General features: G+C 51.5%; 18 protein-coding genes and 3 pseudogenes. 4 read left to right on the top strand and 17 right to left on the bottom strand.

Features of this window, described 5'->3' with window-relative positions:
• Position 1: 1 nt before the first annotated feature.
• From C2M36_RS10470 to C2M36_RS10460, 3 genes are all read right to left on the bottom strand, one after another.
• Entirely contained in the window at positions 2-1852 is a 1851-nt protein-coding gene (locus C2M36_RS10470) for a DUF294 nucleotidyltransferase-like domain-containing protein (protein WP_105254858.1), read from the bottom strand.
• Between the two features lie 116 nt (positions 1853-1968).
• Positions 1969-3693 carry a sodium:solute symporter family protein gene (locus C2M36_RS10465; RefSeq protein WP_105254857.1) on the bottom strand — a complete coding sequence of 575 codons (1725 nt, stop codon included), beginning with the start codon at positions 3691-3693 and terminating at the stop codon, positions 1969-1971.
• Between the two features lie 11 nt (positions 3694-3704).
• Positions 3705-3968, bottom strand: coding sequence for a DUF4212 domain-containing protein (locus C2M36_RS10460; RefSeq protein ID WP_105190622.1), 264 nt, complete (start codon positions 3966-3968; stop codon positions 3705-3707).
• Positions 3969-4299: 331 nt separating this feature from the next.
• Here C2M36_RS10460 and C2M36_RS10455 point away from each other — a divergent pair.
• Both C2M36_RS10455 and purU read left to right on the top strand, forming a co-directional pair.
• Positions 4300-7731, top strand: a pseudogene (locus C2M36_RS10455) (PAS domain-containing hybrid sensor histidine kinase/response regulator).
• A gap of 73 nt (positions 7732-7804) precedes the next feature.
• On the top strand, positions 7805-8638 hold the full coding sequence (gene purU, locus C2M36_RS10450) for a formyltetrahydrofolate deformylase (RefSeq protein ID WP_105254856.1): 834 nt from the start codon (positions 7805-7807) through the stop codon (positions 8636-8638).
• A gap of 72 nt (positions 8639-8710) precedes the next feature.
• On the opposite strand, the gene C2M36_RS10445 is transcribed toward purU, so the two are convergent.
• Together C2M36_RS10445 and acs are read right to left on the bottom strand one after the other, a co-directional pair.
• On the bottom strand, positions 8711-9361 hold the full coding sequence (locus C2M36_RS10445) for a response regulator transcription factor (protein WP_105190625.1): 651 nt from the start codon (positions 9359-9361) through the stop codon (positions 8711-8713).
• Between the two features lie 91 nt (positions 9362-9452).
• A pseudogene (acs, locus tag C2M36_RS10440) lies at positions 9453-11392 on the bottom strand (acetate--CoA ligase).
• Between the two features lie 285 nt (positions 11393-11677).
• On the opposite strand from acs, the gene C2M36_RS10435 reads away from it, so the two are divergent.
• Positions 11678-12835 carry a DcaP family trimeric outer membrane transporter gene (locus C2M36_RS10435; protein WP_105254855.1) on the top strand — a complete coding sequence of 386 codons (1158 nt, stop codon included), beginning with the start codon at positions 11678-11680 and terminating at the stop codon, positions 12833-12835.
• A 308-nt stretch (positions 12836-13143) separates the two neighbouring features.
• Here C2M36_RS10435 and recA read toward each other — a convergent pair whose 3' ends face one another.
• The gene (gene recA / locus C2M36_RS10430) at positions 13144-14193 is read right to left on the bottom strand and encodes a recombinase RecA (RefSeq protein WP_105254854.1); all 1050 of its coding nucleotides are present in this window, start codon (positions 14191-14193) and stop codon (positions 13144-13146) included.
• 83 nt (positions 14194-14276) lie between these two features.
• On the bottom strand, positions 14277-14783 hold the full coding sequence (locus C2M36_RS10425; protein ID WP_105254853.1) for a CinA family protein: 507 nt from the start codon (positions 14781-14783) through the stop codon (positions 14277-14279).
• A gap of 24 nt (positions 14784-14807) precedes the next feature.
• On the opposite strand from C2M36_RS10425, the gene mutS reads away from it, so the two are divergent.
• Positions 14808-17390 carry a DNA mismatch repair protein MutS gene (gene mutS / locus C2M36_RS10420; RefSeq protein WP_234399156.1) on the top strand — a complete coding sequence of 861 codons (2583 nt, stop codon included), beginning with the start codon at positions 14808-14810 and terminating at the stop codon, positions 17388-17390.
• Here the strand turns inward: mutS and rpoS are convergent.
• From rpoS to C2M36_RS10370, 10 genes and pseudogenes are all read right to left on the bottom strand, one after another.
• Positions 17315-18217, bottom strand: a pseudogene (gene rpoS / locus C2M36_RS10415) (RNA polymerase sigma factor RpoS); the annotation flags it as partial. The gene mutS and the pseudogene rpoS sit on opposite strands and share 76 nt — an antisense overlap.
• Positions 18218-18281: 64 nt before the next feature.
• A complete protein-coding gene (locus tag C2M36_RS10410) occupies positions 18282-19103 on the bottom strand; it encodes a peptidoglycan DD-metalloendopeptidase family protein (RefSeq protein WP_105254852.1) in 822 nt (273 codons plus the stop codon).
• 18 nt (positions 19104-19121) lie between these two features.
• Positions 19122-19700 (bottom strand): YqaA family protein, encoded by a 579-nt coding sequence (locus C2M36_RS10405; RefSeq protein ID WP_105254851.1) that lies wholly within the window; start codon positions 19698-19700, stop codon positions 19122-19124.
• Positions 19701-19709: 9 nt separating this feature from the next.
• Positions 19710-20348: a protein-L-isoaspartate(D-aspartate) O-methyltransferase gene (locus tag C2M36_RS10400; RefSeq protein ID WP_105254850.1), complete on the bottom strand. Its 639-nt coding sequence runs from the start codon at positions 20346-20348 to the stop codon at positions 19710-19712.
• A complete protein-coding gene (surE, locus tag C2M36_RS10395; protein ID WP_105254849.1) occupies positions 20338-21096 on the bottom strand; it encodes a 5'/3'-nucleotidase SurE in 759 nt (252 codons plus the stop codon). Before surE ends, C2M36_RS10400 begins: the two co-directional genes overlap by 11 nt.
• Positions 21074-22117, bottom strand: coding sequence for a tRNA pseudouridine(13) synthase TruD (truD, locus tag C2M36_RS10390; RefSeq protein WP_105255187.1), 1044 nt, complete (start codon positions 22115-22117; stop codon positions 21074-21076). Before truD ends, surE begins: the two co-directional genes overlap by 23 nt.
• A 56-nt stretch (positions 22118-22173) precedes the next feature.
• Positions 22174-22653, bottom strand: a complete 480-nt coding sequence (ispF, locus tag C2M36_RS10385; protein ID WP_105254848.1) for a 2-C-methyl-D-erythritol 2,4-cyclodiphosphate synthase — start codon at positions 22651-22653, stop codon at positions 22174-22176.
• Positions 22650-23348, bottom strand: coding sequence for a 2-C-methyl-D-erythritol 4-phosphate cytidylyltransferase (gene ispD / locus C2M36_RS10380; RefSeq protein WP_105254847.1), 699 nt, complete (start codon positions 23346-23348; stop codon positions 22650-22652). Before ispD ends, ispF begins: the two co-directional genes overlap by 4 nt.
• A gap of 14 nt (positions 23349-23362) precedes the next feature.
• Positions 23363-23656: a cell division protein FtsB gene (gene ftsB, locus C2M36_RS10375; RefSeq protein ID WP_105254846.1), complete on the bottom strand. Its 294-nt coding sequence runs from the start codon at positions 23654-23656 to the stop codon at positions 23363-23365.
• Positions 23656-24312, bottom strand: a complete 657-nt coding sequence (locus C2M36_RS10370; protein WP_199883040.1) for a hypothetical protein — start codon at positions 24310-24312, stop codon at positions 23656-23658. The genes ftsB and C2M36_RS10370 overlap by 1 nt, the downstream gene beginning before the upstream one ends.
• Positions 24313-24326: the final 14 nt, after the last annotated feature.

Raw genomic sequence — 24326 nt, 5'->3', positions numbered from 1 at the left:
GCTACAGACTCCCGCGCGCAAACTTAAAGCTCGCCGCCTGCTGTGCCTGACGAATAAGGTAAAACGCCTCTTTCAGCTGATGTCGCTCCAGCGACGTCAGCCCATCCGGATTGATACAATTACTAGGCAAGGGTTCGTTATCGAGCTGAGCGCGCAAGCGCAACTGGGTGAGATAACGCCAACAGTCCTTAAGATCAAAAATATCCTTTTTTGACAGCCACTGAGTTTTGGTCAGTGCATCGAGGCGCTCCAAGGTGCTGGCATGGCGAATATTGTCCTGCAAGGCATAAAGGCGAACGATATCATTGATGATCACGATACCGCGACGCTTTAAATCTATGTACTTGTGGCGCTCGGCATCAGCCTCTGTCTTTAACTGATTGAAAAGCCCGATGGGCACTGAGTTAAGGTTTAACTCGCTGGCCAGGGCGCGATAAAAGAGCTGGTCGGGCTTAAGCGCCGACAGGGCTTCGCTAAAGGTAGCGAATAAATCGCTCGAACCGCTAATAAAGCGAATATCGAAGAAAATCTTACAATTGAGCATGGCCTCGGGCGTGGGACTAGCAAGCCAGCGCTCGAACTTATGCAACCAGCCATGAAGGCTCAGGCGGCAATCTTCATTGCTGGCCATGATATTGCCCGGGCAGCGCCTGATGCCGCACACATCCAGCTGTTGGCAGACAAACTCGCCCATGGCTTTAAAGTATTCAAGTTGCGATTCGTCGAGATCGTTGGGCAACAACAGGCCATTATCTTGGTCCGAATGCAGGGTTTGCTCTTCACGGGCCTGAGAGCCAAAGCAAATCCAGCTAAAGCGCGTCGGAGCATCGCCATGACGCTGCTGAAACAGCTGAATTAAACGCGTGGTAAGCGCATCACTGATGCCGCTCAGCAGTTTGCCAATCAGGCTGATGTCATCGATATGATAGGCGAAGCCTTCTAACAGCTCAGGCACCTCCTGGGCGTAGCGTTTTAAATCGGCAACCCCGCTGGCCTTGTAGATACGGCCAATCAATTGCACTGGATCGCTTTTTTGCTGGCGCAACAAGTCGGTGGAGGTGACCATGCCAAGGGGCTGGTGCTGCTCGTTTAATACCGGTAAATGGTGGATGTTATGTTTGAGCATCAGGTGCATGGCCGAAAACACCCGGTTATTTTCAAAAATAAACTTAGGTTCCACACTCATGATCTTCTCAATACCCAGCCCGGGGTCTACCCCCTCGGCCAACACCCGAGAGCGCAAATCACGGTCGGTCACCACACCAATCAATCGGGCCTCCTGGCCCTCTCCCTGAGTTACCATAATGGAAGACACTCTATGCGCACTCATGGTTTGCGCGCATTCACGAATACTGGCCTCGGGAGTGAGGGTGATGGCTTGGCGGGTCATCAGCTGTGAAATTTTACGCTCCGACCAGCTGTCGCCATGGTGTTGATATTTAGAGGATAAGAGCCGGTTCGAGTGAGCACGGACAAAATACTGCTCGAAGGCTTTATATTCATGGCGCAGATAATCAAAGTCCGCTTGCGAGAGCATATAGACCAAAGCTTCACGCTTGACCTCGATACGGTTTTTTATGGTTTCGCCGCTGAGCAAGGAAGGGTAACCGAAATAATCGCCGCTGGTTAAGCGAGCAATGGGCTCACCGTCGGCGGCCACCAGCTCAATTACACCGCTACGCAACAGGAATAACTTGGGATGCGCCGAGTCCAGCCACTGATGCTGATTTTCCCGCGTAACATAAATCACCTCGAGGTGATGGGTAAAATAATCACAGGCGGAGTCCGGCAAAGCATTAAACGGCGCTTGCTGGGTAACAAAGTCTAAAATATCCTGATGCAGGGCACTCATAGTCCACGTCCTAAACATGTGGTAACAAGACTAAATTTAGGACCTATTTAGCGACAAAAAAAGCCCGACCTTGGTCTAAGGTCGGGCTGGTGATCTGTGAGTTTGGTTAATGCACCTTAGTGCGCATGGGCCGTTGCAGAACCTTTAGGATTACGAATGCCCTCAACCATTTCTTTGATCTCATCCGGGGTTTCTGCGGTCATGCGTTGCACCACGGCAGCCACAAAGAAGTTAACCATCATACCAACTAGGCCGATACCCTCAGGCGAGATACCGAATAGCCAATGCTCGGCACTGTTTAACTCCGGACTAACGAACTTGAAGAAGATGATGTATGCGGCGGTAAAACCGATACCCGTTACCATGCCGGCAATGGCGCCTTCTTTGTTCATGCGTTTTGAGAAAATACCCATGATAATTGCAGGGAAGAAACTCGCCGCCGCCAAGCCGAAGGCGAAGGCCACCACCGAGGCTACAAAGCCTGGCGGGTTAATACCAAAGTAGGCAGAGATACCTATGGCTACCATGGCCGCCAAACGCGCCGCCAACAGCTCTTGCTTATCATTGATATCCGGTTTCAAGGTACGTTTCAATAAATCATGAGACACCGAGGTCGAAATAACCAGTAGCAGACCTGCGGTGGTCGATAGCGCTGCTGCAATGCCACCGGCGGCCACCAAGGCAATTACCCAGGCCGGTAGGTCGGCAATCTCAGGGTTAGCTAGTACCATGATATCGCGGTCTACACTCACTTCATTGGCGCTGGCTGGATCACCAACCTTACCCGCAGAATAATGCATGCGACCATCACCATTCTTATCGTTGAAGGTGATAAGGCCGGTTCTTTCCCAGTTTTTAATCCACTGTGGCGCTTCTTCATACAAGGTGCCGCTGCCGTCTTTACCATTGATGGTATCGATCATGTTCACGCGAGCGAATGAGGCAACCGCCGGAGCCGTGGTATATACGATGGCAATAAAGACCAGAGTCCAAGCCGCCGAGATACGGGTATCGCGAACGCGAGGCACGGTGAAGAAGCGTACGATGACATGAGGAAGACCCGCGGTACCCACCATGAGCGCACCGGTGATCGCAAAGACGTCAACCATACTCTTGGAACCTTCGGTATATTGGGCAAACCCGAGCTCGGTACTGAGGCCGTCAAGCTTGTCGAGCAAATAGAGTCCGGAGCCGTCAGACAAGGTTCCGCCGAAGCCGGTTTGTGGCAACAGGTGACCCGTCATCATCAAAGAGATAAAAATGGCCGGTACCAGGTAGGCAAAAACCAGCACGCAGTACTGTGCCACCTGAGTATAGGTAATGCCCTTCATGCCGCCGAGTACGGCGTAGAAGAAAACGATCACCATGCCGATATAGACACCGGTTTCAATGTCAACTTCCAGGAAGCGCGAGAACACCACGCCCACACCACGCATCTGACCGGCGATGTAAGTAAAGCAAATAAAAATGGCACAGAAAATGGCGACCACACGGGCTGCCTGTGAATAGTAACGGTCGCCGATAAAGTCCGGCACCGTAAATTTACCGAATTTACGCAGGTAAGGGGCCAGGCACAGCGCCAGTAGCACATAACCACCGGTCCAACCCATCAGGTATACGCCACCGTCATAACCGGCAAAGGAGATGATCCCCGCCATGGAAATAAACGACGCCGCACTCATCCAGTCTGCGGCTGTAGCCATACCATTGGCTAAGGGTGGTACACCACCACCGGCAACATAGAATTCATTGGTTGAGCCGGCACGCGCCCAAATGGCGATACCTATATACATCGCAAAGCTCAGACCAACAATTAAAAAGGTAAGTCCTTGAACATCCATCATCTTGCTCCTTATTCGTCTACGCCGTATTTCTTATCTAACGCATTCATTTTGTATGCGTAGACAAAAATAAGAGCTACAAAGGTGTAAATTGCGCCTTGCTGTGAAAACCAAAAGCCCAATTTAAACCCAAAGAATCGTACTTCGTTGAGTACGTCTACTAACAAAATGCCAAAACCAAAAGAAACGACAAACCACACCACCAGTAATTTAAATACCAGGCTGAGGTTTTCACTCCAATAGGCCTTCGCATGTTCTGCATCTTTAAAAGCCATTTTGTATCCCCTTTACATCACACCCAAAGGCATGAACGGTTGTTATCGTCACTTTAGAATCTAGCAATGCTTTGCCGAGAGGAAATTCAGACCTTAGTCGTAACAAAAAGTTAACCTTTAGAGAGGGTGAGCCAAAAAAATAAAAAATAACGAATGAAAACATATATATAGCAAAATTCTTTATTACATAAAAAGAGACTGGGAGGGCGTTTATTGGCTTTAATACATTAGTCTAATAACCCTTAGTCGCATGCCTGGCTGCGACAAAAGCACTGCTATTTAATCTGCGCTTTTGCTATGGTGAGATGACTTATAAAAATAGCCCAGTACCATGACCTTAGCTTTAATTTTTGTTTCCTTGGCCTATATCTCGGTGTTGTTCTGGTTAGCCAACTGGGGCGACAAAACCACGCCCTGGGCCAAATACATCAGCCACCACCCCTTTGTGTATGCATTGGCGCTGGGGATCTACTGTACCTCCTGGACCTATTACGGCTCGGTGGGCACCGCCGCCAGCGATGGCTGGAACTACCTGCCTATTTTACTCGGGCCCATTTTATTATTTGTCTTCTTTCAAGGCTTCTTGCGCAAAATGGTGCTGGTCAGTAAAAAGTAAAATATCACCACCATCGCCGACTTTATCTCGGCGCGTTATGGCAAGCGGCAACTGACGGCGATTTTTGTCACCTTTATCGCCCTGATGGCGACCATTCCCTATATCGCCTTGCAGCTTAAGGCCCTTTCCAGCAGCTTTTTGTTATTGCCTGGCGGCTCCGAGGTATCCGGACCCGTGCTTGCCCTCGGTGGCGCCTTGATCATGGCGGTGTTTGCCATCTTCTTCGGAACCCGTAAGGTGGATGTAACCGAGTACCGCTCTGGACTGATGCTGGCGGTGGCTTTTGAGTCCTTAGTGAAACTGATTGCCCTGGTCTTTGTTGCTGGCTTGGCCTTATATACTTTGTACTCCCTGCCGGATTCGGTGTCTCTGGAGACGGTGTGGCAACATTGGCAAGACTCTCAGATACTGAATTTTGGTTTTATCGGCCAAACCCTGATGGCGGCGGCGGCCATCATCTGCCTGCCGCGCCAATTTCATGTTACCGTAGTCGATAACCAAGACATCCGCCACCTGCGCACCGCCCGCTGGGCCTTCCCTCTGTACTTGCTGCTGATTGCGCTGATGATCATTCCCATCGCCAGTGCCGCCATCATGCCGGAAATAGGCCATGGCCACAGTGCCGACAGCTTTGTATTGGCCCTGCCGCTAAGCAGCGGCCACAGTATTTTAACCACCTTTGTCTTTATCGGCGGCCTGTCGGCGGCCACCGCCATGATAGTGGTCGCCACCCTGACCCTGAGTACCATGATCTCCAATGACGTGGTCTTGCCGCTGTTGCTCAAGCGCAAGTTTCGCCGCAGTCATATCAACAGCAGCTACCGCTCGCGCATTTTATTGGTACGGCGCTTTACCATAGGCGCCATCCTGCTGCTCTCTTATCTCTATCAGCAGTTCTTTGGTCATGGCGAAACACTGGCTTCCATGGGTCTGGTGGCATTTTCTCTGGTCACTCAGTTACTGCCGGCCATAGTGGGCGGTCTTTATTGGCGTAAGGGTCATGCCTATGGCGTGTACGCGGGCCTGACCGCAGGTGTAGTCTGCTGGACCCTGTTTCTGCTTATCCCCATTACCAGCGCCACCACGGTATTGGACAGTGGCGCCCAACAAAACCTGATCACCCAGGGCACCTTAATCGCCCTGTTTGCCAATATTTGTTGTTATATCAGCTTCTCATTAGGGGCTCAGGAGCGCCTTATTGACCGCATCCAAGCCGCCGCCTTTGTGAACCCCATGGAGCAGTTGAATTTTGCCAAGCGCCTGAATAAAAACGTCGATGCCACCGTGTATGACTTTAAGGTGTTGTTGCAAACCTTCCTTGGTGCTCAACGCAGTACTCAGGTGTTGGCTCATTACAGCTTGAGCGAAGACATAGACGATAATAACGCCCAGCCTTCCAATGAATTTATCGCCTATTGTGAGCGCGCCCTGACCGGGGTGCTCGGCGCCTCTTCGGCCCAGGCACTGATCCAAACCGTGGCCAGCGGCAAACAACTGGCCTTTGAAGAGGTAGTCAACTTTTTCGATGAGACCACACAGGCCCTGCGTTTTAACCAAAACCTCCTATTTACCTCGTTGGAAAATTTGAGTCATGGTATTTCCGTGGTCGATAAGGACCTGAACCTGGTGGCCTGGAACAAGCGCTACGCGCAAATGTTTGACTACCCGGATGGCTTTTTACAACAGGGCCAACCCATAGAAGAAGTGATCCGCTATAACGCCATGCGCGGTGAATGCGGCCCAGGTGAAATCGAACACCATGTGGAAAAGCGGGTCCGCCATCTGCGTAACGGCAGCCCCCATCACTTTATTCGCCATCGCCGCAATGCCCAGGTCTTTGAAATGATTGGTAACCCGCTGCCGGATGGCGGCTTTGTAACCAGTTTTTCCGATATCACCGCGCACATGGAAACCCAGAACGCCCTGGAAGAGATCAACATGGACCTGGAGAATCGCATCGAAGCGCGTACCCAGGAAGTGAGGGCCATGAACCAGGACCTCAAAGCACAAATTGCCAGCCGAGAGCAAACCGAGCAGGCGCTGAAGGCGGCGAAACTGGAGGCGGAGCGTGCCAATGACAGTAAAACCCGCTTCCTGGCCCTGGCCAGTCACGATATTCTCCAGCCGCTCAATGCCGCGCGCCTCTATCTGGCCTCCATGGATGAGCGGGAGCTCAGCGCCCATAACGCCAATAGTCTGGCGAAATTAGGCGATAGCCTGGACAGTACGGTGCACCTGATGTCGGCTCTGCTCGATATTGCCAAGCTCGACCAAGGCGCCATGTCGCCGACGCCGCGGCACTTTTATATCGACGATATTCTTACGCCCCTGGTTAATGAATACGCTATTTTATGCGCCGATAAGGGCCTAAAACTTTCGCTGCGCTCCAGCAATGAGGTGGTGCACAGCGACACCACCTACCTAAGGCGGATCATTCAAAACCTGGTGTCCAATGCGGTGAAGTATACCCCCAGCGGTAAGGTCTTGGTTGCCTGTCGCCGCCGTAAGCATCACCTCAGCATAGAAGTATGGGATACGGGGTTAGGCATTACCGAGCACGAACAACAAAAGATTTTCGATGATTTCTACCGAGTAGAGTCCGGCGATAACAAGGGCGTGGGCCTGGGGCTTGGGGTGGTTAAGCGCATGGCCGAACTTCTGTCGCATCGCCTCAGCATGCGCTCGCAATACGGTAAGGGCAGCTGTTTTAAGGTGGAAGTGCCGTACGGCTCACGGGCACGTATTCAGAGCTCAAGCCTGCCTGCGGCCAAGACGGCGACACAATCCCACTACGATGTGCTGGTAGTCGATGATGAAGCCGCCAATATCGAAGCGATGCGCCACCTGCTCACCAAATGGGGCGCCCGTTGTCATGGCTGTCAGGGGGCCGAGCAGGCGCTAGCAATGGCTCAGAGCGACGCCAATATCGACATTATCTTCATGGATTATCAGCTTGGTGAGGGCGATGATGGCCTGACCCTGATAGCGAAGATCCGCGCCCTAAGAGGCAAGGAAATACCGGCTATTTTGATCACCGCGGTGCGTGATGATCAGTTAAAACTGGCGGCAAAAAAGGCCGGCGTACATTATTTATCTAAGCCGGTTAAACCCGCCAAGTTAAAGGCCTTACTTAACCATTCCTTATAACGCATGCATGATTGCCATTGTCAGGAAACCCTGAGCATAATGGCAAGGCGTGTAACACGAATAGGAATGAGGAATGAAAAAGGTTTTACTGACACAGTGCCCGGATGAACAGGGGCTGATAGCCAAGATCACCGGCCTGTGCTTTGAGCATGGTCTCAATATTACCCGCAACAATGAGTTTGTGGATAAGGCCCATGGCCGTTTTTTTATGCGTACCGAGCTCGATGGCGACTTTAGCGACATCGACCTGGTCGCCCAATTGCAAAATATTCTACCAAGCGACTCAAGGCTGTCACTCCATGGCAGCGAGCCCACCAAGGTGGTGCTGCTGGCCACCAAGGAAGCCCATTGCCTCGGCGGGGTCTTACTAAAATGTTTCGAGCAGGCTTTGAATATTCAGGTACAGGCGGTGATCGCCAATTACCCGAACCTGCAACCCCTGGCTCAAGGCTTTAATGTGCCCTTCCATTGCATTAGCCATGAGGGCTTAAGTCGCAGCGAGCATGACCGCCTGGTGGCCGATAAAATCGCCGAGTACAATCCGGACCTGATTGGCCTGGCCAAATATATGCGCATTTTAAGTCCGGAGTTTGTTGCTCGCTTCAGCGGACGCATCATCAATATTCACCACTCTTTCCTGCCCGCCTTTATTGGTGCCAAGCCCTACCATCAGGCCTTTGACCGCGGCGTTAAGATCATTGGTGCCACCGCGCACTTCGTTAATGATGAACTCGATGAGGGGCCGATTATTTTGCAGCAGGTCACCAATGTGACCCATGCGGATAGCGCCGACAGCATGGCGAAAAAAGGGCGGGATGTGGAAAAGCTGGTATTTTGTAAGGCGTTGGAGCTGGCCGCCGAGCATAAGCTCTTTGTTAATGACAACCGCACCGTGGTATTTGATTAAGCTAGCGTAAGTTAACGTTTGCTGGCAAGGCTGTGTTTCAGCCTTGCCTGTCAGCCCTATTTTTTCTAATTATTATTGGCTTTCCATGGCCTCAAGCTGCAACTTGGAGGCAATAAGTACCGCCTGGGTGCGGTTATACACCCCGAGCTTACGGAAGATGGCGGTAATATGCGCCTTTACCGTGGCCTCGGAAATATTCAATTCATAGGCGATCTGCTTATTCAGCAAACCTTCGTGCAGATAACTTAAAACCCGGTATTGTTGTGGTGTTAACGATGCAACCTGGGCCGCAAGCTGCTTATCTTCGCCACTGATGGCTTCCACCTTATCTTTAATATCCGCCGGTAACCAGACCTCACCTTCGAGGATCTCATTGATGGCGTCGGCAATTTCCTGAGCCGATGACGACTTGGGAATAAAGCCCATGGCACCGTAGCCCATGACCTTAGACACCACCTGCAAATCCTCACTGCCGGACACCACGGCGATGGGTAAATCCGGGTAATCTTCGCGGATACGGATCAAACCGTACAAATCGCCATTGCCCGGCATATGCAGGTCCAGCAGCAAAATATCCAGGTCTTCATGCTTATCAAGCACCGCTAAGGTGGTGTCGAAGGTATCCGACTCCAGCACTTCCAAAGGCTCAAATTGCTTGGTCAGCGCGCCCTTCAGGGCTTCTCTGAATAATGGGTGGTCATCCGCTATTAAAAACTGACTCATGCTGCGCTCCTAAAAAAATCGGCCATTACCTAAGGTAACAGCCGATAGTCTACGTTTAGAATCATTCGTTAATCAAGTTCTTAACGATCAATTAACGATTCAAGCGGTTTTCAATAAGCTCATCAACCACACTCGGATCCGCCAAAGTTGAGGTATCTCCCAGCTGTTGATGCTCATTGGCGGCGATCTTACGCAAAATACGACGCATAATCTTGCCTGAACGGGTTTTCGGCAGACCCGGCGACCATTGGATCATATCCGGTGAGGCGATAGGGCTAAGCTCTTTACGTACCCAGTTGCGAACCTCTTTAGTGAGCTCGTCGCTCACCACCACACCGTCATTGGGCGTGATGTACACATAAATGCCCTGACCCTTGATATCGTGCGGATAACCCACTACCGCAGCTTCGGCTACGGCCTCGTGGGCAACCAGGGCACTCTCAATTTCCGCGGTGCCTAAACGGTGACCAGACACATTCAGTACATCGTCCACACGACCGGTGATCCAGTAATAACCGTCTTCGTCGCGGCGACAGCCGTCACCGGTAAAATACACGCCCGGATAGGCGGAAAAATACGTTTGTTCAAAGCGCTCATGGTCGCCGTACACGGTACGTGCCTGAGATGGCCAACTATCAAGAATAACCAGATTACCATCCACCGCCCCTTCCAGGGTGTTGCCTTCGGCATCAAACAAGGCCGGAGCAATGCCAAAGAAAGGTCTGGTTGCCGAGCCCGGTTTCATATCGGTCGCGCCCGGAAGAGGCGTGATCATGATGCCGCCGGTTTCCGTTTGCCACCAGGTATCCACTATGGGGCACTGGCTGTTACCTATATGCTCATAATACCAGGCCCAGGCTTCGGGGTTGATTGGCTCACCCACGGAGCCCAATACGCGTAAACTGGTACGCGTTGAGCTTGCGGTAGGCTCGTCGCCCTTGGCCATCAAGGCACGAATAGCGGTCGGCGCGGTATATAAAATAGTGACCTGATGCTTATCGACGATTTCACCCATGCGTCCGGCGCTTGGGTAGGTCGGCACGCCTTCAAAAATAACCTGAGTGCAACCATTAACCATGGGGCCATAGGCAATATAGCTGTGACCCGTGATCCAACCCACATCGGCACTACACCAGTAGACATCGTCTTCATGCAGGTCGAATACATATTCGTGGGTCATAGAACTGTAAACCAGGTAACCCCCCGTGGTGTGTACCACCCCTTTGGGCTGCCCGGTCGAGCCCGAGGTATAAAGAATAAAAGCGGGTCTTCCGCGTCCATCACTTCCGGCTCGCATGTGCTTGGCAGATCAGCAACCAGCTCATGCCACCAGACATCAACGTCGTTCCACTGCACTTCGCCACCGGTCAATTGATGTACTACTACATGCTCGACCGTGGTTACCCCGGCTTGGCTCACCGCTTCATCTACATTGGCTTTAAGCGGGACACAATTGCCGCCGCGACGACCTTCATCAGAGGTGATCACCACCTTGGCGCCGCTGTCTTTAATACGATCGGCAATGGCCGACGGCGAGAAGCCGCCAAAGACCACGGAATGCACCGCGCCAATGCGGGCACAAGCCTGCATGGCATAGACCGCCTGTGGTGTCATCGGCATATAGATGGCAACGCGGTCGCCTTTTTGTACACCCAGTTTACGCAGGCCATTGGCCAGCTTACATACCTCATCATGAACCTGCTGATAGCTGATATGCTCACTTTGACTTGGGTCATCGCCTTCCCAAATTAGTGCTGTTTTATCGGCTTTGTCCTTGAGGTGGCGGTCAATACAGTTATAGGAGGCGTTAAGTTGACCATCTTCAAACCATTTAATACTGATATGGCCTTTATCGAAGGAGGTATTTTTAACCTTGGTATAGGGGGTAATCCAATCTAGACGCTGGCCGTGCTCGGCCCAAAATGCTTCTGGGTCGTCGATGGATTGCTGATACATAGCTTGGTATTGTTCGTTATCGACTAATGCGTTGTTTTTGATGTTTTCAAAAACCGGATAAATGCTCTGTGACATAACCGTCTCCATATGTTTTGTTGCCATTAGGCCTGCCCACAGCATTACTCAGGGCCACGTCTCGCAGTATTAGACCTTAGTATAGAATCACCGCAAGTGGCGCTCTTTTCATCAAGATTATGAGTAAACAATTTGCCGAAATGAGTCCGCTAGAGTCGGGGCAATCCTCTAGATAATCCTTCGCGTTTCTCACTCGCTATACCTTAGTCGTACGACCAATAGATAATTGCCTAAAAAGCCAGCAACGACCATGTTTTCTGAGCTAGCTTGCAACAGGATAAGATTATGACAACACAAAAATTAATGATGAAGACGCTGACTGCACTTGCGGTATGTTCGGCCATTGGCAGCGCCCAAGCCGCCACGATAGGCGACACCGAGGTCAGCTACGGCGGTTATGTGAAGGTTGACGCCATGTGGAGCGACTTCTCCGCAGGAACCATTTCAGGCGACAGCATTGGTCGCGACTTTTATGTCCCCAGCACCACGCCGGTTGGTGAGGATGATGACAGCAATGCAGTGTTTGATATGCACGCGCGCCAATCGCGCTTTAACTTTGGCACCAGCACCAAGTTAGACAACGGCAAGACGATCAACACCAAGATTGAACTGGACTTTATTGCCTCAATAGGCGGTAACGAGCGCGTTACCAACTCTTACTCTCCGCGTATCCGCCAAGCGTATATCACCTATGACGGCTGGCTCTTTGGCCAGGCCTGGTCAAACTTCCAAAACGTCTCCGCCTTGCCGGAAACTCTGGATTTCGTTGGCCCGACAGAAGGTACAGTGTTTGCCCGTCAAGCACAGGCACGTTACAGCGTAGGTAATTGGGCTTTCTCGATTGAAAACCCGGAAAGCACCATCACGGTGAACGGCGCCCGTGTCGAGACCGACGATGCCAGCATGCCGGATTTCACCGCTCGTTATAACCACAATGCCGATTGGGGGCAAATCGTGGTGACCGGCTTGGCCCGCCAGCTCACTTATAAGCAAGGCGGCGCAGACGAAGACGAGACCTCTTTTGGTGTCAGTGTGTCCGGGCGCTACAATCTGGGTGAAGACAATATCAAGTTTATGCTCACCCATGGTAAGGGCTTAGGTCGCTACATAGGTCTTAACGTGGCTCATGGCGCGGTCTACGATGGCGATGATCTGGATGCCATCGACTCCACCTCAGGCTTTATCGGCTATCAACACCACTGGAACGAGCAACTGCGCTCTACCTTCCTGTATTCCTTCTTTAGCGCCGATAACAATACCGATCTGCTTGCCTTTAGCGGCGATCCCACGGAAAGCAGTGTCAGCTACAGCGCCAACCTGCTGTACTCACCGGTGAAAAAGCTCACCTTCGGGGTCGAGTTTAAACATGCCGAGCGCGAAACCGAAAGCGGTGCCGATGGCGATCTGGACCGTCTGCAGTTCTCAGCCAAGTACGCGTTTTAACCGCATTCAGCATGTATACCAATTCACTTAAATAGCTAATCATTCTAGCGGGCTAAATATCGTGCTAACTGTGTTGGAATTTTTCTATGTAGAATACTACCTATGAAAAATTCCGCCTTGCTATCACATCATTTATCCAGCGCTATATCTGATCACATACTTAACAGAATTGGTATTAAAAAGCCGCCGCCCCATTACTGAGGCGGCGGCTTTTTATTTGTCTTTCTTTTATGTTTGTATAGTGCCATCAAACTGGCATAAAAAAACCAGCCCTAGGGCTGGTTTTACTTACTCTTATTCTTTACGCCTTATTCGGCATCCATCTCTTCGGCAAGCGGGTTGACTTCACCCTCTTCCGGTTTAATGGTGGCCTTTAGCAACAGCATTTCACGCAGCTTGCCTTCGATCTCATTGGCAATTTCAACATTCTCTTTTAAGAACTTGATTGAGTTCGACTTACCCTGGCCTACTTTCGAACCATTGTAGCTATACCAGGCACCTGACTTTTCAATCAGCTTGTGCTTCACGCCCAGGTCGATAAGCTCGCCCTCTTTCGAGATACCTTCACCATACATGATGATAAATTCGGCTTGCTTAAACGGCGGTGCTACCTTGTTCTTCACTACCTTAACGCGGGTTTCGTTACCCACTACTTCATCGCCGTCTTTTACCGAGCCAATGCGACGAATATCAAGGCGAACCGATGAATAGAACTTCAGCGCGTTACCACCTGTGGTCGTTTCCGGGTTACCGAACATCACACCAATCTTCATACGGATTTGGTTGATGAAGATACACAGGGTGTTTGAACGCTTGATATTACCTGTTAGCTTACGCAGCGCCTGTGACATCAAACGGGCCTGCAAACCAACATGGCTGTCACCCATTTCACCTTCAATTTCCGCTTTTGGTGTTAGTGCGGCCACCGAGTCGACGATAACCACGTCAACGGCGCCCGAACGCACCAGCATGTCACAGATCTCTAACGCTTGCTCACCGGTGTCCGGCTGAGAAACCAGTAATTCTTCAACATTTACGCCTAATTTCTCAGCGTAAACTGGGTCAAGGGCGTGCTCGGCATCAACGAAGGCACAGGTTTTACCCTGGCGCTGGGCTTGAGCGACAACCTGCAAGGTCAATGTGGTTTTACCCGATGATTCCGGACCATAAATTTCCACTACACGGCCGGTAGGTAGACCACCAATGCCCAAGGCAATATCAATACCCAGTGAACCGGTAGAAATGGCTTCAACGTCCAAAGCCTGGCTGTCGCCTAGCTTCATGATTGAGCCCTTACCAAATTGGCGCTCAATTTGTGAAAGCGCAGCGCTTAAGGCTTTTTGCTTGTTATCGTTCATTGTTTTCTCCAAAATCATTGACCGCCAAGCTCATAATGCTTGGTGACTTAATGAAGCTTAGTATACTGTATGAAATTACAGTATCAAGCAGATTCTAAAATTTTTACTACCATGTCCAAGGCGTGACTGATGGCCTGCTCACGCACATAGGCGCGATCCCCATTAAATTGGCACTCTTCGGTATAGACCTGCTGATCAAAGTACACAGCAAACCATACCAATCCCACCGGCTTATCATCACTGCCGCCATCCGGACCGGCAATGCCCGAGGTAACCACGGCCACATCCGCTTGCGCCGCATGGGCCGCGCCGCGTGCCATTTCTGCGACGGTTTGTTCGCTGACGGCACCAAATTGGGCCAGGGTTTGCGCTGATACGCCAAGGCGTTCCTGCTTGGCCTCATTGCTGTATGTCACCGCTGCTTCGGCAAAATAACGTGAGCTTCCTGGGGTGTCGGTAATGGCATAGGCAATACCACCGCCGGTGCATGACTCAGCGGTAGTGATCATCATCTGCTTATCCGTTAAAATAACGCCCAGTTGCGCGGCAAGGGTTTGTGTATTGGCAGTAAACCTTTGTTGTAAGTTCATAACCATCCTTATTCGAGTGAGTGCATGTCGGCAAATCTCTATAGTGAAGATAATATAAAACAACAAACCCCAATGATGCAGCAATACTTGCGCATTAAGGCACAACATCCCGATATTTTACTCTTCTATCGGATGGGGGACTTCTATGAGCTGTTTTTCGATGATGCCATCCGCGCGGCAGAGTTATTAGATATTTCGCAGACTTACCGCGGCAAAGCCGGCGGCGCTCCGATCCCTATGGCGGGTGTGCCCTATCACGCGGTAGAAAATTATTTGGCACGCCTGGTTCAGCTTGGTGAATCGGTGGCCATTGGTGAACAGGTTGGCGATCCGGCTACCAGCAAGGGCCCGGTTGAGCGCAAGGTAGTACGTATCGTTACCCCGGGAACGGTAACCGACGAAGCCCTGCTTAACGAACGTCAAGACAATCTGCTGGTTAGTGTGTGCCAAGGCAGCAGCGACTATTTTGGTGTTGCCTACCTGGATATCAATTCCGGACGCTTTAATATCGTCGAGTGTGCCGACGCCGACGCCTTTAAATCGACCCTACAACGCCTTAACCCCGCCGAGCTGCTGTATTCGGAAAGCTTCAGCGATATGGGCCTTATCGAGCATATCAAAGGCATGCGTCGTCGCCCGGAATGGGAGTTCGACCTGGACACCGCCATCACTTCTCTGTGCCAGCAGTTTGGCACTCAAGACTTAATTGGTTTTGGCGTCAATGATGCCAAGCTCGGATTGGTAGCCGCGGGTTGCTTGCTGCAATACGTTAAAGACACCCAGCGCACCGCTCTGCCGCACATCAACGCCATCAGCCTGGAGCAAGACAGTCAGGCGGTGGTACTCGACAGCGCTACCCGAAAAAATCTCGAGCTGACCCAAAACCTGGGCGGTGGGATAGAAAACACCCTGGCGGCCGTTTTGGATAAAACCGCCACGCCCATGGGCTCACGCCTGCTTAAGCGCCGTATTCATAACCCGATACGCTGCCGCGATGAACTGACTCTGCGCCTCGATGCCATCGAATCCCTGATCGAGCAGGGCTGGTACCTTGAGCTGCATCCCTTACTGCGCACTGTCGGCGATATCGAGCGTATCGTTGCCCGCTTAGCACTGGGCAATGCCAGACCCAGGGATCTGTCCCGTTTGCGCTCGGCGCTACAACAGCTGCCCGAATTAAAGGGCATGCTCGGCACCGCTACGCAACGACGCCTGGCACAAATCGCCAATGCCTGTGAGCCCAATGAAGAGCTATTGGAGTTACTTGAGCGCGCCATTATTGACAATCCACCCGTGCTTATTCGCGACGGCGGCGTGATTGCCGAGGGCTATAACCAGGAGCTCGACCATTGGCGCAACCTCTCGCAGGGTGCCACCGATGTGCTCGAAGCCATGGAGGAGCGCGAACGCCAAGCCACGGGGATCAGCACCCTAAAAATCGGTTACAACAAGGTGCATGGTTTTTATATCGATATTAGCCGCGCTAACTCGCACCTGGTGCCGGATCACTATATTCGTCGCCAAACCCTAAAAAACAACGAGCGTTATATTATTCCCGAGCTTAAAGAGCACGAGGACAAGGTATTAGGCAGCCAGTCACAGGCCCTGGCACTGGAAAAACAGCTTTATGAAGAGTTATTCACGCTAATCGCCCCGCACTTGGAGCGCTTACAGCGTTTAGCGGCCTCGCTAAGCGAGCTCGATGTACTCAATAACTTTGCCGAGCGCGCGCTGACCCTGAACTATTGCAAGCCGGCGCTTGATGAAGGCGATGCCATCAGCATTAGCGAAGGCCGCCACCCTGTGGTCGAACAGGTGATGCGCGACCCCTTTATCGCCAACCCCATAGAGCTTAATAGTCAGCGTCGCATGTTGATGATCACCGGTCCCAATATGGGCGGTAAATCTACCTATATGCGTCAAACCGCGCTGATCGTACTAATGGCCCACATCGGCTGTTATGTGCCTGCAGCAAGCGCTAATATCGGCCTAGTCGACCGCATATTTACCCGTATCGGTGCCAGTGACGACCTGGCCTCCGGGCGCTCAACCTTTATGGTTGAGATGACGGAAACCGCCACCATTTTGAATAATGCCAGCCAGCATTCCCTGGTATTAATGGATGAAATTGGTCGCGGCACCAGTACCTATGACGGTCTCTCCCTGGCCTATGCCACGGCAGATTATCTGGCGCATAAGATCAATGCCAAGACCTTGTTTGCAACCCATTACTTTGAGCTCACCGAACTGGCGGAGCAGGAGTCGGGACTGGTCAATGTGCACCTTGATGCCATAGAGCACAATGACACCATTGCCTTTATGCATAAGGTATTAGAAGGGCCGGCAAGCAAGAGTTTCGGTCTGCAGGTCGCGGCTCTCGCCGGCGTGCCCAAGGCGGTGATCAGCAATGCCAAACGCAAGCTTAAACAGCTCGAGCAACAGCCGGCCATTAACGGCAATGGCGCTGCCGACAAGCTCTCGGTGTTGAGCCCTTCGTGCTGCAGCATATCTTTAAGACGACGCAGCGCTTCCACCTGTATTTGTCGAACTCGCTCTCGAGTCAGGCCAATTTCGCGACCTACATCTTCCAGGGTTGAAGGTTCATAACCCAATAGACCGAAACGGCGTGCCAATACTTCCCTTTGCTTCGGGTTTAATTCATCAAGCCAATGGACAATGTGGCTGTTGATGTCGTTATTCTGCACTTCCCCTTCGGGACCTCGGCCCTTCTCATCGGCTATGATATCGAGTAACGCCTTATCATTGTCTCCCCCGATTGGGGTGTCGACAGAGGAAATTTTTTCGTTCAAACGCAACATCTTAGATACGTCTTCCACCGGTTTATCTAAACGCTCGGCGATTTCTTCGGCGGTCGGTTCATGGTCAAGTTGCTGCGTTAACTCGCGGGCGGTACGTAAATAAACATTGAGCTCTTTAACTACGTGGATAGGTAGGCGAATGGTGCGGGTTTGGTTCATGATCGCCCGCTCTATGGTTTGGCGTATCCACCAGGTGGCATAGGTTGAAAAGCGAAAACCCCGTTCTGGATCAAACTTTTCTACCGCACGGATAAGACCCAGGTTACCCTCTTCGATGAGATCCAGTAGGGCGAGACCACGATTGTTGTATCTTCGGGCGATTTTTACCACCAGCCTCAGGTTACTTTCGATCATGCGTTTGCGTGATGCTTCACAACCGCGCAGCGCCTTACGTGCAAAATAGACTTCTTCTTCGGCGCTTAGCAGCGGCGAGAAGCCAATCTCACCTAAATATAGTTGCGTGGCATCGAGGTTTTTAACGTTGTCGTCTTTGGCAAACAACTCATCGTCATTATCGTCTTCAACCTGCTCAAGGAGTTCTTCCTTTGGCTCATCGAGGACGTCCGAATCATTACTGTTGTCGTTCGTGCTTTCAATTTTTGCGGTTTGACCCATCAGAGTACCCTCCCGTGTAATTTAGACTTGTCCCTACACTAAATTACTTTTATTGCCCGTCGCGCTAAGGTAAAAAATTAACTGGGTTTACCGCCTTGCCTCTATACCGTATTTCAAACCGAAGTGCAGTGATAGAAGACTCGGAGCTACCCATTTCCGCTATTTTTTGCCCTGCTTTGACATCCTGTTTTTCTTTCACTAGTAAACGCGAGTTGTGCGCATAGGCACTAAGATAATCATCGTTATGTTTCACGATGATTAAATTACCGTATCCCCTGAGCGCGTCCCCAGCGTAAACAACCACACCGTCCGCCGCTGCTGAGATAGCCGTTCCTGTTTTGTTCGCTATTTGCAATCCCTTGTAGCCATTCTCACGGTTGGAGAAACCTTGCGTTACTTTCCCCCGGGTGGGCCATTTCCACTTTATTTTGTTAGCTGCTCCTGACGATTTGCTAACATTTTTTTTACTAGTCTTATTCTGAACATACTCCCGTTGATTCGGCTTAGCAACCTCTTTCTTGATATTTTCTTTGGTTTTTTGACCTGTTTTTCTAGGCTTTTTACTCGAATTAAGGTATCTTTCTCGCTTTTTCTTTTTTAGCCACTGAGATTCTAGGTAAATGAGTTGATTGGGATAAATGGTATAGGGAGGTTTAATACCGTTTATTTTCGCGACTTCGCGCACATCTTTCTTTGCACTAAATGCAATGGAGTAGAGGGTATCGCCTTTTTGCACCCGGTAATGTTCACCGGTTATATGAATTTTACGTGTCACCTTGGCCTGACCAGTTTCCAGAGAGGAAACCGGCGCAGGGGCGGTGCGAGAGGAGCAGGCGCTAATAACAAAAGAAACCAGCAGCAATAAACTGGTGTTTTTGAAACTCATGCAGCGCCCTTCCATTAGCTAGCGAAGTACTAAATATAAAACGATTGCCAGGCCGACGACAAGCCAGCCCAAGATTTCCACATATTGGCGTAACTTTTCTTCCATGCGCGCGCCACCCCACTTCATCAGCGCCGCCACCAAAAAGAAGCGGGCTCCGCGGCCTATGGCCGAGGCCAGTAAAAAGGGCAAAAAGGCCATCTGTAACAAGCCCGCACCTATGGTGAAGACCTTATAGGGAATGGGTGAGAAACCGGCAAGAAACACCACCCAGACGCCATAATCCTTAAACCAGGCCAGCGCATGGTCAAATTTATCCTGCCAGCCCATGGAGGCAATCAAGGGCTCAACCACAGGCTCAAAAAGCCAATAACCCAGGGCATAACCCAGGATGCCGCCGATCACCGAGGCCAAGGTAGTCAGCAAGGCAAAGCGCCACGCCGTAGAGGGCTTGGCCAAACACATGGGGGCCAGCATCACATCGGGGGGCACGGGGAAAATAACCGATTCGGCAAAACTCATTCCAGCAAGATAACGCTCGGCATGGCGGTGTCTTGCCCAACGCAGCGCGGCGTCGTACAAAGCAGTAAAGAGGCGCAAAGAATATCCTTAAATTATATCGCCAGGCACCAGTGGCACGAAGCGCACATCGGCTATGACTTGTTGTTTAAACTCATTTTCGCAGCGAGTATACAGCATCAATTTTTGCTCTGCATCGCCTATGGGCACTATCATCACCCCGCCCTCGTCGAGTTGCTCCAGCAACTGCTGTGGCACGGTTTTCGCCGCGGCGGTAACGATAATCCCCTGAAAGGGCGCTTGTGACGCCCAACCTTTCCAGCCATCGCCATGTTTCATTGCCACATTGTACAAATCAAGCTGCTGTAAACGTCGCTTCGCTTGCCATTGCAAGGCCTTGATGCGCTCAACCGAATACACCTTGTCGAACAGCTGCGCCAAAATAGCACTTTGGTAGCCCGAGCCAGTGCCAATTTCCAGCACCTTATCGTGCACCCCATGCTGGCGTAATACCTGGGTCATCAGCGCCACGATATAGGGCTGAGAAATGGTTTGCCCCTGACCTATGGGTAAGGCAGTGTTCTGGTAGGCTTTATGTTGCAATACATCATCGATAAACAGGTGGCGCGGCGTTTTCGCCATCACCTCGAGCACCTGTTCGTCGCTAATGCCTTCGTGAGCCAGCAGCTTGGCCAATGAGCCGGCGCTGCGTTTGTAGTTAGTGATCATTGTCTTGCTCCGCTAACCAGTGCTGTAATGGAGCAATGCTTTCTCTGGCTGTCATATCTACGCTCAAGGGCGTGACCGAGGCATAGCCTTGACGGATAGCCGCAAAATCTGTGCCCTCTCCGGCGTCTAATTCCGGCCCCAAAGAACCATACCAATACACCTTCCGGCCCCAGGGATCGCGCTGGGCGGTCATGGTTTCGGCCTTGTGTCTGGCGCCCAAGCGGGTCACCTTGACGCCCTTTAGCTCGCTGTAGGGCACGTCGGGAACATTGATATTGATGATCTGATCTTTGGGTAAGGGATGACTTTTTAGTTTATTGATGATGTCAACGGTTACCTGGGCGGCGGTTTCGAAGTGCGTACAATCATGACCAACCAAGGACACGGCGATGGCAGGCAGACCCATATGGCGCCCTTCGGTGGCGGCGGCCACCGTGCCCGAATACAGGGTATCATCCCCTAAATTAGCACCATGGTTAATACCGGCTACCACCAAATCCGGCTGCTCGGAAAACAGCGCGTTTAGGGCCACATGGACACAATCCGTGGGGGTGCCATTTACGCTGATAAAGCCATTCTCCAATTTCTGCGCCCGCAATGGATTCATTAACGTCAGCGAGTTACTGGCACCGCTGCAATTGCGGTCCGGAGCAACCACATCGACATCGGCTATCTCTTTTAAGGCCTGATACAGGGCTGCTATGCCCTTGGCATGTACGCCATCATCATTGCTCAGCAATATCTTCATCATGACTCCTTGCAATACTGTTTTCGCACTGGCGGTAGTCCACCAATTCTCGTAACAACGCCGTGGCAAAACACCCTTTTTTAAGCGAAAAGCTCAGTTCAATCGAGTCGCTCGTGGGCATTTTTACCTGTAAGTTTTCCGGATATAAGCGCAGCATACGACGCTCGGTTTTTAAGCCGACCTCGGCCAAGCCCTGACACCAGCTTTGATAGGGTAACAACCACTGCTGCTCTTCCTCAACCAGTCCCTTCTCCCCCTTGCCGACCAAGGGCGCCGACAACTCGATGTCACCCTCCACCAGGCGAGTAATATTTTCCGGGGTAATGGCATCGGTAAAAAATGCGTTGCTGCCACTGAGCATAAAGACTTCATGTTGCAGGGTTTTGGCAAGGCCATGCTCGGCCACGCGCAGGCTGACAATCTGGTTAAAAATATAAGAGCGGGCGGCAGAAATCACCATAGACCTTAGTTTACGATCGCGAATTTGCTCACCGGCAAACATGCGTTCCGCCATCACCAAGTTATGGCCATCGTGACCAAAGCGTTGCTCGCCAAAATAATTCGGCACCCCTTGGCGCACCGCATTGATGCGGCTGAGCACTGCCAGCGGCTCGCTCACCTCGCGCAGCACTATGGTAAAACGGTTGCCCTTATGGCAGCCGGTACGCAACTTGCGACCATGGCGCACCTGTTTGGCCACAAAAATTTGCTCATCGTTAAGGGCGCTAAAGTCCAGCTCCTGTTTAATGGGCACTGGCACACTAAACCATTGCGAACACACACCTTGGCGGTCTTTTTGCCCAGCGTAACTGACATCCCGTGGCGCCACCTTGGCAAATTTGGCGATTTTTTTTGCCACATTGACCGTGTTGATACCGCGCTTGATCACATGCAAGCACACATGCTCGCCACTGCCATCGAGTTCAAAACCCAACTCTTCATCAACCATAAAATCTTCCGGCAGGCGCTTAAAGACCGCCGTGGCGCTGGGTTTGCCATACAAATACTGTAGCGATGCTATCGGATCATTTTTCTCCGGCGCTAAAGGCGCTTGTTGCCCAGAGGTTGAAGGCTCTTTCATGGTTGCTGAACCAACAGGGCTACCGCATGGGCGGCAATGCCCTCTTTACGCCCGGTATAGCCAAGCTTTTCCGTGGTGGTGGCCTTGACATTAACCTGGTCCAGGCTGATTGCCAGATCCGCCGCCAGACAGCCACGCATGGCATCAATATGCGGACTCATCTTCGGCGCCTGCGCCACTATGGTCAGGTCGACATTGGCAACCACAAAGGCGCGCTCATGCACCTCGCTCATGACTCGACGCAACAAAATACGGCTGTCTATGCCGGCAAATTCGTCGCTGGTGTCGGGAAAATGTTTGCCAATATCGCCCAGCGCCATGGCCCCGAGCAAGGCGTCACACAGGGCATGAATAGCAACATCGCCATCTGAGTGTGCGATAAACCCTTGTTCATAATCTACTTTTACCCCACCTATGGTGAGCGGCCCATGACCACCAAAGCGATGCACGTCAAAACCATGGCCAATTCGAATCATAAAATCTCCGTCATCTGTTGCGCTAACAGGAAATTAGCGAGCTGCAAATCTTCTGGGGTAGTTAACTTAAAGTTGTCGCTGCGACCGGCGATTAAACGCACCGGGTGTCCGGCCCACTCCATCGCCGATGCTTCATCAGTGATGGTGGCGCCACAGGCTAAGGCGTCACGCAAGGCTTTACGCAACTGAGCATAAGGGAAAAACTGTGGCGTCAGTGCCTGATAAAGGTGCTCACGCTCTATGGTTTGCTGCACATGGCTGTCGCCGCGCTTGATGGTATCCCTTACCTTGGCGGCTAAGATGCCCCCCTCGCCATAGTGCTGACATTGTGTAATCAGACGTTCGATGTCGGCGGGGCTAACCAAGGGTCTGGCGGCGTCATGCACCAATACCCACTGCGGTGGAGTTGCTGCAAGGGCATCAAGGGCGGCAAGCACGGAGTCGGCGCGCTCTTTACCGCCGATAACCGTATTCACAAATTGGGAGTCGATGGGCAGCTCGGCGAAGTACTCGTCATGGGCGCCTATGGCCACGGTAATACCCTTGACCGCCGCCACCTGGGCGAGCTTATTCAGACTGTGCTCTAGCACGGTTTTGCCCTGTAGTTCCAAATACTGTTTAGGGCGTTGAGATTGCATCCGCGCACCAACTCCGGCGGCGGGCACTATGGCAATAATGCCGTGATTTTCACTCATATAACTACTTTGCGTTATTGTTTTGTCTCTGATTGTTTACTCGGTAGGACCCGATAAAACACTTCTCCAGGCTTGATCATACCCAGCTCATGGCGGGCACGCTCTTCGACCCCTTCCAAATCCAGTTTTAAGTCTTGTATATCGGCTTCGAGTAACTTGTTACGCTTATTTAATTGCTGATTCGTTTGCTCATGATTGGCCACCGCCTTGGTTAAACGGCTATAGTCTTCGATGCCGTTGTGACCAAACCACAGCAGGTATTGCAGATACAGCAACAATGCCAACAAACCCAATTGGAATAATCGCATTAGCTTTCCTTCATCGGCAGTGGTTGCTTAAAGTTTTTCCAGTTAATTCGTGTTGTTAATAGCATTTCTCTCAGGCTCAAAGTCCGTGGTGAGGTCACCTTGTGTTGTTGCCAGCGGTGACCGCAACAAGCCGGTGTAAAGTGTTTTTTATTGGGTACCAGTAACTGCACGTCCTGGGCCGAGCTTAATCGCGTATCGCGATATTGGCCGTCGAGATCAAACCAGCCCGCCTGATTACAATGCAAACGGTTGCTGCTGACCTGGTCAAGGGTATCGAGCACCACAAATTGCAACCGCCCCTGCGTAACCAGTAATGGTACTAAAATACCGACTTCGGCATAAGCGCTAAAAAACGCTAAATTAGCGGATTTATCGCTTTGTGGCGGTCTACTCGCCTGTTTGGCTATCCAACTGCCATTTTGCCCATCCAAGGTTAACGGGCAATGACCATGAACGATATGAAAGGCGGCGCGCTCCACGTAATAGGGCAGACTGTCGAGCAAACGTGCCAAACGTGTGCCATCGCCTTGATGCGTTAATTGCTGGCTTATGCGGTGCAACTCGCGGGCATAAAAGGCATTACACAATTCGGCATACAGCACTCGTTGTTGATCGAGTGCAAATAAGTCTGCTTGCTGCGATGGTTGTTGCCGCACATTGCCTCCCACTG

This window comes from Pseudoalteromonas sp. T1lg75 (assembly GCF_002964705.1).
In the GTDB taxonomy this organism is placed as follows: domain Bacteria; phylum Pseudomonadota; class Gammaproteobacteria; order Enterobacterales; family Alteromonadaceae; genus Pseudoalteromonas.
The sequence above is the reverse complement of the archived record's forward strand: the minus strand, read 5'-3'. Positions and strand labels throughout refer to the sequence as shown.

Bases quoted from the DNA above. Each gene is read 5' to 3' on its own strand.
- purU (WP_105254856.1), top strand. From the start codon at position 7,805: ATGAAAAAGGTTTTACTGACACAGTGCCCGGATGAACAGGGGCTGATA.
- C2M36_RS10435 (WP_105254855.1), top strand. From the start codon at position 11,678: ATGACAACACAAAAATTAATGATGAAGACGCTGACTGCACTTGCGGTA.
- recA (WP_105254854.1), bottom strand. From the start codon at position 14,193: ATGAACGATAACAAGCAAAAAGCCTTAAGCGCTGCGCTTTCACAAATT.
- ftsB (WP_105254846.1), bottom strand. From the start codon at position 23,656: ATGCGATTATTCCAATTGGGTTTGTTGGCATTGTTGCTGTATCTGCAA.
- ispF (WP_105254848.1), bottom strand. From the start codon at position 22,653: ATGATTCGAATTGGCCATGGTTTTGACGTGCATCGCTTTGGTGGTCAT.
- C2M36_RS10425 (WP_105254853.1), bottom strand. From the start codon at position 14,783: ATGAACTTACAACAAAGGTTTACTGCCAATACACAAACCCTTGCCGCG.
- surE (WP_105254849.1), bottom strand. From the start codon at position 21,096: ATGAAGATATTGCTGAGCAATGATGATGGCGTACATGCCAAGGGCATA.
- mutS (WP_234399156.1), top strand. From the start codon at position 14,808: ATGTCGGCAAATCTCTATAGTGAAGATAATATAAAACAACAAACCCCA.
- C2M36_RS10410 (WP_105254852.1), bottom strand. From the start codon at position 19,103: ATGAGTTTCAAAAACACCAGTTTATTGCTGCTGGTTTCTTTTGTTATT.
- C2M36_RS10400 (WP_105254850.1), bottom strand. From the start codon at position 20,348: ATGATCACTAACTACAAACGCAGCGCCGGCTCATTGGCCAAGCTGCTG.
- C2M36_RS10445 (WP_105190625.1), bottom strand. From the start codon at position 9,361: ATGAGTCAGTTTTTAATAGCGGATGACCACCCATTATTCAGAGAAGCC.
- C2M36_RS10470 (WP_105254858.1), bottom strand. From the start codon at position 1,852: ATGAGTGCCCTGCATCAGGATATTTTAGACTTTGTTACCCAGCAAGCG.
- C2M36_RS10460 (WP_105190622.1), bottom strand. From the start codon at position 3,968: ATGGCTTTTAAAGATGCAGAACATGCGAAGGCCTATTGGAGTGAAAAC.
- ispD (WP_105254847.1), bottom strand. From the start codon at position 23,348: ATGAGTGAAAATCACGGCATTATTGCCATAGTGCCCGCCGCCGGAGTT.
- C2M36_RS10465 (WP_105254857.1), bottom strand. From the start codon at position 3,693: ATGGATGTTCAAGGACTTACCTTTTTAATTGTTGGTCTGAGCTTTGCG.